This window comes from Pseudomonas sp. TE9122 (assembly GCF_056278925.1).
In genome coordinates, this window is the sequence record NZ_JBWBQI010000001.1 from 1,122,605 (window position 1) to 1,132,962 (window position 10,358).

The 10,358-nt window shown below is 61.3% G+C and carries 5 protein-coding genes; all 5 read left to right on the plus strand.

Features of this window, described 5'->3' with window-relative positions; all coding sequences use genetic code 11:
* Nucleotides 1-21: 21 nt before the first annotated feature.
* Nucleotides 22-1,110 (plus strand): flagellar basal body P-ring protein FlgI, encoded by a 1,089-nt coding sequence (locus tag ACZ9BE_RS04955; RefSeq protein ID WP_024012083.1) that lies wholly within the window; start codon nt 22-24, stop codon nt 1,108-1,110.
* Nucleotides 1,111-1,121: 11 nt separating this feature from the next.
* Nucleotides 1,122-2,438 (plus strand): flagellar assembly peptidoglycan hydrolase FlgJ, encoded by a 1,317-nt coding sequence (gene flgJ / locus ACZ9BE_RS04960; RefSeq protein WP_024012084.1) that lies wholly within the window; start codon nt 1,122-1,124, stop codon nt 2,436-2,438.
* A gap of 25 nt (nt 2,439-2,463) precedes the next feature.
* A complete protein-coding gene (gene flgK / locus ACZ9BE_RS04965) occupies nt 2,464-4,509 on the plus strand; it encodes a flagellar hook-associated protein FlgK (RefSeq protein WP_071171415.1) in 2,046 nt (681 codons plus the stop codon).
* A gap of 13 nt (nt 4,510-4,522) precedes the next feature.
* The gene (locus tag ACZ9BE_RS04970; protein ID WP_150636629.1) at nt 4,523-6,091 is read left to right on the plus strand and encodes a flagellar hook-associated protein 3; all 1,569 of its coding nucleotides are present in this window, start codon (nt 4,523-4,525) and stop codon (nt 6,089-6,091) included.
* Between the two features lie 109 nt (nt 6,092-6,200).
* Entirely contained in the window at nt 6,201-9,794 is a 3,594-nt protein-coding gene (locus ACZ9BE_RS04975) for a glycosyltransferase (RefSeq protein WP_476248975.1), read from the plus strand.
* Nucleotides 9,795-10,358 lie beyond the last annotated feature (564 nt).

The following is a 10,358-nucleotide window of genomic DNA, read 5'->3' on the forward strand; positions in this document are numbered from 1 at the left end:
ACTTTGAATTTCAAGAGCCTTATGGTGGCCGCGTTGTTGATGTCTGCGGCGTTCACCGCACACGCCGAGCGGCTGAAAGACATCGCCAGCATTTCCGGCGTGCGCTCCAACCAGTTGATCGGTTACGGCCTGGTGGTCGGGCTTAACGGCACCGGTGACCAGACGACGCAGACTCCGTTCACCCTGCAGACCTTCAACAACATGCTCTCGCAGTTCGGCATCAAGGTGCCGCCGGGATCGGGCAACGTGCAGTTGAAGAACGTTGCGGCGGTGTCGGTGAGTGCCGATCTGCCAGCGTTTGCCAAGCCAGGTCAGCAGGTCGACATCACCGTGTCCTCGATCGGTAACTCCAAGAGCCTGCGCGGCGGCACCTTGCTGCTGACGCCGCTCAAGGGTATCGACGGCAACGTCTATGCGATCGCTCAGGGCAACCTCGTGGTTGGCGGTTTCGACGCTGAAGGCCGCGATGGTTCGAAGATCACCGTCAACGTTCCGTCGGCCGGTCGCATCCCTGGCGGTGCGTCGGTGGAGCGTGCGGTGCCGAGCGGTTTCAACCAGGGCAACAGCCTGACGCTGAACCTCAACCGCTCCGACTTCACCACCGCCAAGCGCATCGTCGACAAGGTCAACGACATGCTCGGCCCTGGCGTCGCACAAGCCATCGACGGCGGATCGGTGCGGGTCACTGCGCCACTGGATCCGAGCCAGCGCGTCGACTACCTGTCGATCCTGGAAAACCTCGAAATCGATCCGGGGCAGGCGGTGGCGAAAGTCATCATCAACTCGCGCACCGGCACCATCGTCATCGGCCAGAACGTGAAAGTGTCGCCAGCCGCCGTGACCCACGGCAGCCTGACCGTGACCATCACCGAAGACCCGATCGTCAGCCAGCCTGGCCCGCTGTCCAACGGCCAGACTGCCGTGGTGCCGCGCTCGCGGGTGAATGCCGAACAGGAAGCCAAACCGATGTTCAAGTTCGGCCCGGGCACCACCCTCGACGAGATCGTCCGTGCGGTGAACCAGGTCGGCGCAGCACCGGGTGACCTGATGGCGATTCTCGAAGCTCTGAAGCAGGCCGGCGCATTGCAAGCCGACCTGATCGTGATCTGAGGCCAGCCACCATGGATATGCGCAAAAGCGGTCTGGTCAGCAGCAGCGATTCGGGTTCCTACTCCGACCTCAATCGTCTGAACCAGCTCAAGGTCGGCGACAAGAACAGCGACGAAAACATGCGCAAGGTTGCGCAGGAATTCGAGTCGCTGTTCCTCGGCGAAATGCTCAAGTCGATGCGCTCGGCCACCGAAGCGCTTGGTCAGGACAACCCGCTGAACACGCCGGCGGCCAAGCAGTATCAGGAAATGTACGACCAGCAACTGGCGGTTTCCATGTCCCGCGAGGGCGGTGGTATCGGTCTGGCCGATGTGCTGATCCGGCAGATGTCGAAGAACAAACCGATGGCGCCGGGCGAGGCTGCAGCCGCGTCCGCCGCCAAGCAGCAGGAAGCGCTGGCCAAGGCCGCCGCCGTACCGACGCCGATTGCCGCCGGCACCGTCGCCACCGGTCCGCTGTCCCGCGTCAACGGCGAGCGTCCGTTGTGGGCATCGCGCTCGGTGCATGCGCCGAACAACACCGATATTTCCCATCGCAACGACATGGCGCTGATCAACCAGCGGCGTCTGGCGCTGCCGCCGAAACTGGCCGATCGCTTGCTCGCCGGTCTGGTGCCGTCGGCACCGAGCGCGGCCACTGCCAGCACTGCGGCGGCAGCGACCAACGCCTTGCCGCAACGGGCCACGACTACCGCCGTCACAGGCTCCGGCGCGTTGTACAACGGTGACTGGCTGGCCCGTGCTGAAGAGCAGAAAGCCGCTGGCGGGCAGATGCAGGTCTACGGCCGCGCCATGGCGCAGATTCCGCTGGCACCGGCGAAGAAGGCCTTCAGTTCCGCCGACGAATTCGTCAACACCATGTTGCCGATGGCCAAGGAAGCCGCTGACCGCATCGGCGTCGATCCGCGTTATCTGGTGGCGCAAGCGGCACTGGAAACCGGCTGGGGCAAATCGGTCATGCGCGCCCAGGATGGCAGCAGCAGCCACAACCTGTTCGGCATCAAGGCGAGCAGCAACTGGAAGGGCGATTCGGCCCGCGCGATCACCAGCGAGTTCCGCAATGGCGCGATGGTCAAGGAGACGGCCGAGTTCCGTTCCTATGCCTCGTACAAGGACAGCTTCCACGATCTGGTGACGTTGCTGCAGAGCAACAATCGCTATCAAGAAGTGCTGAAGTCGGCCGATAACCCAGAACAGTTTGTACGCGAGTTGCAGAAGGCCGGTTACGCCACCGACCCGAACTACGCGACGAAGATTTCGCAAATTGCCAAGCAGATGAACAGTTTTGAAAACTACGCTGCGGCGGGTGTCTCCACCACGCCTTTATAAGGCACCAGGTAATAAGGTCTGAACCATGAGTTTGCTCAATATCGGGATGTCGGGACTGTCGGCCAGCCAGTCCTCTCTGGCTACGACAGGCAACAACATTGCCAACGTCGACACCGCCGGTTATTCACGTCAGCAAACCGTGCAGGGCACCAAGTCCTCGCAGCAGTACGGCAGCGTTTTCATCGGCACGGGCACGACCCTGGCCGACGTGCGCCGGGTGTACAACTCGTATCTGGAATCGCAGCTGCACACCGCGACGTCGCTGGACAGCGAATCGGCTGCCTTCCTCAAGCAGGCGACGCCGCTGGACGCGATGCTGTCGGACACCAACACTGGCCTGACCGGTGTACTGCAGAAATTCTTCACCTCGATGCAGGGCGTATCGACGTCGGCCACCGATGACACTTCGCGTCAGTCGGTGCTGACCGGCGCGCAGGCGCTGACCAGCCGTTTCAATACCCTGGCCAAGCAGCTCAACGATCAGAACACCACGATCAACGGCAGCCTCGGCGACATGACTGCCCAGGTGAACAAGCTCGCCACGGCGATCGCCAATCTCAATCAGAAGATCGGCGAAATCTCCACCAGCGGCGGGGCGCCGAACGACCTGCTCGACAGCCGTAACGAAGCCGTGCGTCAGCTCTCCGAGCTGACCGGTGCCCAGGTCGTCGAGCGCGGCACCAGCTTCGACATCTATGTCGGCAGCGGCCAGCCGCTGGTCATCGGCAACACCACCAACAGCCTGAGCATGGTCGCGAGCAAGACCGACCCGTCGCGCATGTCGATCCAGATGGATCGCGGTTCGAGCACCATCGACATCACTTCGGTGATCAGCGGCGGCGAAATCGGCGGTCTGCTGACCTATCGCAAGGAAGTCCTCGACCCATCGCTCAACGAGCTCGGTCGCGTGGCCCTGGTGATTGCCGATCAGATCAACAGCCAGCAAGCCCAGGGCATCGACAAGAACGGTGACTTCGGTGCGGCGATTTTCAACAACATCAACAGTGCCGCCCTGATCAGTCAGCGCAGCATTGCGAAGGATGGCAACAGCGCCGGTTCGGGCAACCTCGATGTGACCATCAAGGACACCGGCAAGCTGACCACCAGCGATTATCAGGTGACCTTCACCAGCGCTACCGATTACACCGTCAAACGTTCCGACGGCACCGATCTGGGCGCATTCAGCACCACGACCAATCCGCCGCCAGTGATCGACGGTTTCACCCTGGCCTTGAATGGCGGCGCGCTGAGCGCGGGTGACTCGTTCAAGATCACGCCGACCCGCAACGCGGCGGCGAGCATTCAGACGGTCCTGACCGATCCGAAGAAAATCGCTGCGGCAGGTCCGCTGACCGGCGTCGCCAGCGCCAACGGTCTGGGCACGTACACCCAGCCGACGCTCAGCGACAAGATCGACATCTACAACCCGACCGCCCAGGCTGACATGCAGGCGGCGCTGAAGAATTCGACACCGGTCAAACTGGTATTCGGTGCAGCCAGCGGTGGCAGCCAGTCGTACAACCTGGTCGACGCCAAGGGCGCGACCATCGGCACCGGCACCATCGTGCCTGGCCAGTCGAACACGCTGAATTTGAAAGTCGGCATCGTCGATGCCAGCGGCAACCCGGTGATGGACACTACCGTCACGCCGAACGTGCAGAAGACCTTCACCGTGCAGACCACCGTGGGCGGCACGCCGAAAACCGGCGAGACCTTCACCATGAACCTGACCGGTGCGGCGTCTTCGGACAACCGCAACGCCCAGGCACTGGTCGCGTTGCAAACCAAACAGACCGTGGACACCGGTTCGGCGAGCAAGGGCATCAGCCTGACCGACGCCTACAACACCCTGGTGACCAACGTCGGTACCAAGACCGCCCAAGGCAAGTCCGACAGCGCCGCGACCACGGCGATTCTGGAGAACGCCAAGGGTGCCCGCGATTCGTTGTCCGGGGTCAACCTGGACGAAGAAACCGGCAACCTGGTCAAGTACCAGCAGTACTACACAGCGTCTTCGCAGATCATCAAAGCTGCGCAGGAAACTTTCGCCACGCTGATCAACAGCCTTTAAGGAGTCGTAATTCATGCGCATTTCCACCGCCCAGTATTACGGAACGCAAGCTTCGGATTATCAGCGTAACTTCAACAAGGCTGTCGCTACCGCGAGCGAGGCGAGCAGCCTGCAACGCATCAACACTGCCGCCGATGATCCGATCGGTGCCGGGCGCTTGCTGCAGCTGGGCCAGCAGGCGGCGATGCTCGATCAGTACAAGACCAACGTCAACACCACCAAAAGCGCCTTGACCGTGCAGGAGTCCACTCTGGATTCGATTACCACGGCGCTTGCGCGAGCCAAAGAGCTGGCGCTGGCCGCGAACAACGGCACCATCACCGACAAGGACCGCCAGGCATATGCCTCGGAACTGGGTGAGATCCAACAGCAAGTGCTGGGCCTGATGAACGCCAAGGATGCCAACGGCAACTACCTGTTCTCCGGTTCGAAAACCGATACCGCGCCGTATTCGAAGAATTCTGACGGCACGTTCAGCTACAACGGCGACCAGACCACCATCGATCTGGGCATCGGCGACGGCATGACCGTGGGTACCAACACCACCGGTTGGGACGCGTTCCAGCAGACCATCAACACCGGCCGCACCAACACCAAAATGACTGCGCCAGCTGTGGATGACGGCCGTGTCGTGCTGTCCAACGGCACCGTCGGCACTGCCGCCACCTACGACGCCAAGTTCACCGCCGGGCAGCCGTATACCATCGATTTCGTCAGCAGCACCCAGCTGAAAATCACCGATGCCTTGGGTAACGATGTGACTGCCGAGGCCAGCCAGAATGGCCTGATCAGCAACAGCACCGGCGCCAACCAGACTGTCAGCTTCCGTGGTGTCGACCTCAAGCTGAACGTCAACCTGAAGGCTGGCGATACCAATCCGGACGCCGTTATCGCAGGGCACAGTTTTCAGCTGTCTGCCTCGCCGGACTCGTTCACCACCACGCGTAATCCGGGTAACCCGTCGACCAGCGTGATCACCGGTTCGACCATCACCGATCAGGCAGCCTACACCGCAGCGTTCCCGCAGGGCGGCGCGGTGCTCAAGTTCACCAGCGCCACCGATTTCGATCTGTATGCCGCGCCGGTGACGGCCGACAGCAAGCCGGTTTCCTCGGGCACGGTTGCCGGCGGTAACGCCACCGCTGCCGGTGTGACTTTCGCCCTGGGCAGCGCGCCGGCCGCTGGTGATCAGTTCTCGATCCAGCCGAACAATCATCAGACCCAGAACGTGCTCGACACCCTGGGCCAGATGATCACCGCGCTGAATACGCCAGTCGACGGTGACCCGGTTGCCAAGCAGAAATTGCAGGGCGCGATGGAGGCAGGCCTCGGCAACATCGATGCAGCTTCCAACCAGATCGGCACGGCGGTGACCACCATTGGTGCGCGCGGCCAGGCGCTGGACATGCAGACCATCACCAATGACAGCCTGACCACGGCGAACAGCACGACCCAGGGTTCGATTCGTGATTCCGATCCGGCTGAAGTCATGACCCGTCTGACCCTGCAACAGACCATGCTGCAAGCCGCGCAACTGGCGTTCAGCAAGATCAGTCAGTTGGGTCTGTTCAACAAGATCTGATGGTTGGCGGGCGCGTGCGCGCCCGCTGACGTTGTCCCTCTGTTAATGATTTTTTGCGGTATCAAGGGCTCGTTTTTGCGAGCGGGCTCGTACCGCCTGTGAGCCCGCCGTGAATTCACTCCCCCTCGTCAGCATTGCCATCCCTGCGTTCAATCCGCGCTTTTTCGAGCGGGCATTGAACAGCGCCGTCAGCCAGACATACGCGCCTCTTGAGATCATTGTCTGCGACGACAGTCGTGGTCATGAGATCGAAGGGATTGTCAGTGCTGTGGCCGAGCGCTCGGGTGTTGCCGTGCGCTATGTGCGCAACCCGCGCACATTGGGCATGGTCGGCAATCTCAAGGCGTGCCTTGATCAGGCGCAGGGTGAATTCGTCAAGTTCATGTGTGACGACGACCATCTCTATGCCGCCTGCATCGAGCAGCAGGCGCACGAGATGTTGCGTGAGGAAGTCAGCCTGGTGCTGGCTCAGCGGTTATTCTGGGACGCCGACGACATCATTCTGCCGGCGCGCCTGGAAAACACTTCGCTGTCACCGGCCAGCGGTCTGTTCAAGGGTGACGACCTGCTGGGCATCTTCGAAAAATTTCCGGTCAATGTGCTGGGCGGTTTCTCCAGCGCCTTGTTCCGTCGTTCGGACCTCGCCGACTTGTTGCCGGCGCTGACTCAGGACGGCCACTGCTTTGTCGCCACCCTGGATTTCGCCTTGTACGTATGCTTGCTGCGGCGCGGCAATCTGGCGATGTCGAACACCGTGCTCAGTGCCGAGCGGCTGTATCCGGAGCGCTTGAGTGCTCAGCAGCCGATGAAAGACGCGGTCGAGGTCGAGCGCGAGTGGATTCTGCAAATGCTCAAGGCGCGCAGCGGCGAGTCGGCGCCAGCGCCGGGTTGGGTGCGCTATGTCCCGCTGACCAAGGCTGACGTAATGCCGCGCGTCTGGGAAGAGCTGCCCCTGAGCCGTACGCTGGGTACCAAGCAGAGTCGCCAGGAGTGGTGCGTCGGCATCGATAGCTGGAGCTTCGCCGAACTCTACGCGCACTGGCTGCAGTGCCGCAGTCTCACTGAAGGGCAGCGCAAGTTACTGCCGGAAACTCTGGCCGCCTGGCCACAACAGCCGCGAATAGTGCCGATCGTCATTGATGCCCAGGGCAGTCGCGATGGAGTCGAGCGCACGCTTGAGGCGCTTGCTCGGCAGGACTATGCCCCTGAACTGATTCTGGTGCTGTCCGCTTCCTGTAACGAGGCGACGCTGGATGGCCGCGCGTTCCACATGCCACTGGAAGGTGACGGGCTGGGTCAGATCAACGCGTTGTTGCCCCAACTGGAGGGCGCCGACTGGTTTTACCTGTTGCAGGCCGGTGACCGGCTGATGGTGCCAGCCTTGCTGGTCATGGCTGACCGGATTGCGCACTCGCCGTCGCTCGGTTGCGTGTACAGCGATGAAGGCGGTCTGCGCGATGGTGAGTCCGTGGAACCCGCCTTCAAACCCGATTTCAACCTTGATCTGATGCGCAGCTACCCGTATGTCGGGCGCGCCTTGGCGTTCAAGCGCGAACGCTTTCTGGCGCTGGGTGGTTTTGACACGACGTTCACCGAACTGGCTCCTCACGACATGCTGTGGCGCATGGTCGAAAGCGACGGCACCCAGGTGATCGGGCATGTCGCCGAAGTTCTGCTGGAGTCGCCATTCGATCTGTCGCGGTGGTTGGCCGAGCCAGGCGTCATCGAACAGAACCCTCGTGTGCTCGAAGCGCATCTGCAACGCATTGGCGTTGCCCATGAAATCCGCCGTGGCAGTTGCCACTTGCTCAATCGTGTCGACTATCGGCACGCGCGCCGTCCGCTTGTGTCGATCATCATCGTGACCCGGGATCAGACCGCTGCCTTGCAGCGGTGTGTCGAGACCGTGCTGGAAAAAACCGCCTACGCCGAATACGAACTGCTGCTGGTCGACAACGGCAGCGAAACCGCTGAGGCCAGAGCATGGCTGGACGGCATCGCGCAATTGGGTGGTGACCGAATCCGCGTGCTGCCGTACCCGCAGCCGGACAACATGGCTGCCCTGCACAATTTTGCCGTGACCAAGGCTCGTGGCGAATATGTGCTGCTGCTCAATACCTTTGCGGTGATTACCCACGCCGACTGGCTGGACGAACTGCTCAATCATGCGCAGCGCCCGGAAGTCGGCGTGGTCGGCGCCAAGTTGTTCAACCCGGATGGTTATGTGCTGCATGCCGGCATGATTCTGGGGATGCAGGGCGCGGTCGGGCTGCCATTTTATGGACAGTCGCTGCAGTCGGACGGTTATATGTTCCGGCTGCAGGCCGCCCACGATCTGAGTGCAGTCGGCGGTGATTGCCTGATGGTGCGCAAGGCGGTTTTCGAGGCGGTGGCAGGGCTTGATGAAGAGGATTTGAAGCAAGCGCTGAACGTGGTGGATCTGTGCCTGCGCATCGGCCAGGAAGGCTACCTGGTAGTGTGGACGCCTTATGCCTTGCTGGCTCAGGGCGTGCGCCCGACTGTCGAGTCGACAGCTGAGCAAGGCGAGCAACATTTGCACGAGCAGGAAATCTTCTACAAGCGCTGGCTGCCGCGCATTGCCCGCGATCCGGCCTTCAATGTCAACCTGTCCTTGCAGGGCGTCGGCGCGACGAGTTTCAGCCTTGAGCCGGGCCTGCGTACGGGGTGGACTGCTTTTTCCAGGCCGCAATTGCCCAACGTACTCGCCGTGCCGATCAATGCCTCAGCGATTGGCCATTACCGCATGAGTCAGCCGCTGATAGAGCTGGAAGCGGCGAACCGGGCCGAAGGGTGTATTCGTTACGGCTTGCCGTCGATCATTGAAATCGAGCGTCAGTCGCCGGATGTCATCGTCCTGCAAGGGCGCTATTCCCAGGGCGCGATCGATGAAATCCCGCCGCTGAAAAAGTTCTGCCATGCCCGGCGCATCTTCGAGCTGGATGACTATGTAATCGATGTTCCGCATCGCAATGCGCATATCCGCAACATGCCCAGCAAGCAGGAAATGGAACGGATGGTGCGCCAGGCGATCAGCCTGTGCGACCGCGTGGTGGTGTCGACTCAACCACTGGCCAATGCGCTGTCGGACATGCACCACGACATTCGCGTAGTCCCCAACATGCTCGCGCAAAACCTCTGGACCGGTTTGCGGGGTCAGCGCCGCACCTCGAAAAAACCTCGCGTGGGTTGGGGCGGAGGCACCAGCCACCATGGCGATCTGGGGGTGATTGCCGATGTCGTGCGTGAGCTGGCCAACGAAGTCGACTGGGTATTCTTTGGCATGTGCCCGGATGACCTGCGTCCGTACATGCACGAGTTCCACGGTGTGATTCCTCTGGACGTCTATCCGGCCAAGCTGGCCAGTCTGAACCTCGACCTGGCTCTGGCACCGCTGGAGTTTCACATTTTCAATGACTGCAAGAGCAATCTGCGTTTGCTGGAATACGGCGCCTGCGGTTACCCGGTCATCTGCACTGATACCGAAGCCTATCAGGGCTATCTGCCGTGCACGCGGGTGAAGACCAACAGCACTGATGAGTGGCTGCAGGCGATTCGCATGCATCTGGCCGACCCTGACGCCAGTTATCGCATGGGTGACGAGCTGCACGAGGTGGTCATGCGCGATTATGTGTTGCGTGGTGACAATCTGCGGTATTGGGAGAATGGCTGGCTGGCGGATTGATCGTTTATATAGGTGGCTTTTTGGGGTTGCCTTTTTTTGGGGCCTTGGCGGCCTTGGCGGCCTTTGGGCCGACCAGGCTGTTGGGGGTTTGGGGTGTAGATCCGTTTCTGCGGGTGTTGCTGATTACGGTTCCGCCCTTACGGCGGGTCACCTTTTTCAAACGCCAAAAAGGTAACCCAAAAGGCTTGCTCCTACGTTCGGCCCTCGCAGGCTCGGGTTCCTTCGCTGCGGGACTGATCCGGGCGCAGCGGCTCCGGTTTGCTTCGCTGCACCTCCTTCCGCTGTGTCTGGCTGCGCCAGACGGTCGCTGCGCTCCCACGCCCGGATCAATCCCTCCACTCAGCCTTCCGACGTCGCCGGTGGATCAAGATCAAAAGCACTCGAGCTTGCGCTCATTGTTGAGTGGGGCGGCTTTGCCGCGGGCAGCTGCGCTGCTTTGATTTGATTTGCTTTGCTTTGCTTTGCTTTGCTTTGCTTTGCTTTTGCTTTTGTGGGAGCGAGCCTGCTCGCGAAGGCGGCCTGACCGCCGACCCATTTCTTGCTGGATGCCCACGATCCAACTGT

What these genes read in the sequence shown, in the direction of transcription:
- ACZ9BE_RS04955 (WP_024012083.1), top strand. Translation starts at nt 22, where the DNA reads ATGGTGGCCGCGTTGTTGATGTCTGCGGCGTTCACCGCACACGCCGAG.
- flgJ (WP_024012084.1), top strand. Translation starts at nt 1,122, where the DNA reads ATGGATATGCGCAAAAGCGGTCTGGTCAGCAGCAGCGATTCGGGTTCC.
- flgK (WP_071171415.1), top strand. Translation starts at nt 2,464, where the DNA reads ATGAGTTTGCTCAATATCGGGATGTCGGGACTGTCGGCCAGCCAGTCC.
- ACZ9BE_RS04970 (WP_150636629.1), top strand. Translation starts at nt 4,523, where the DNA reads ATGCGCATTTCCACCGCCCAGTATTACGGAACGCAAGCTTCGGATTAT.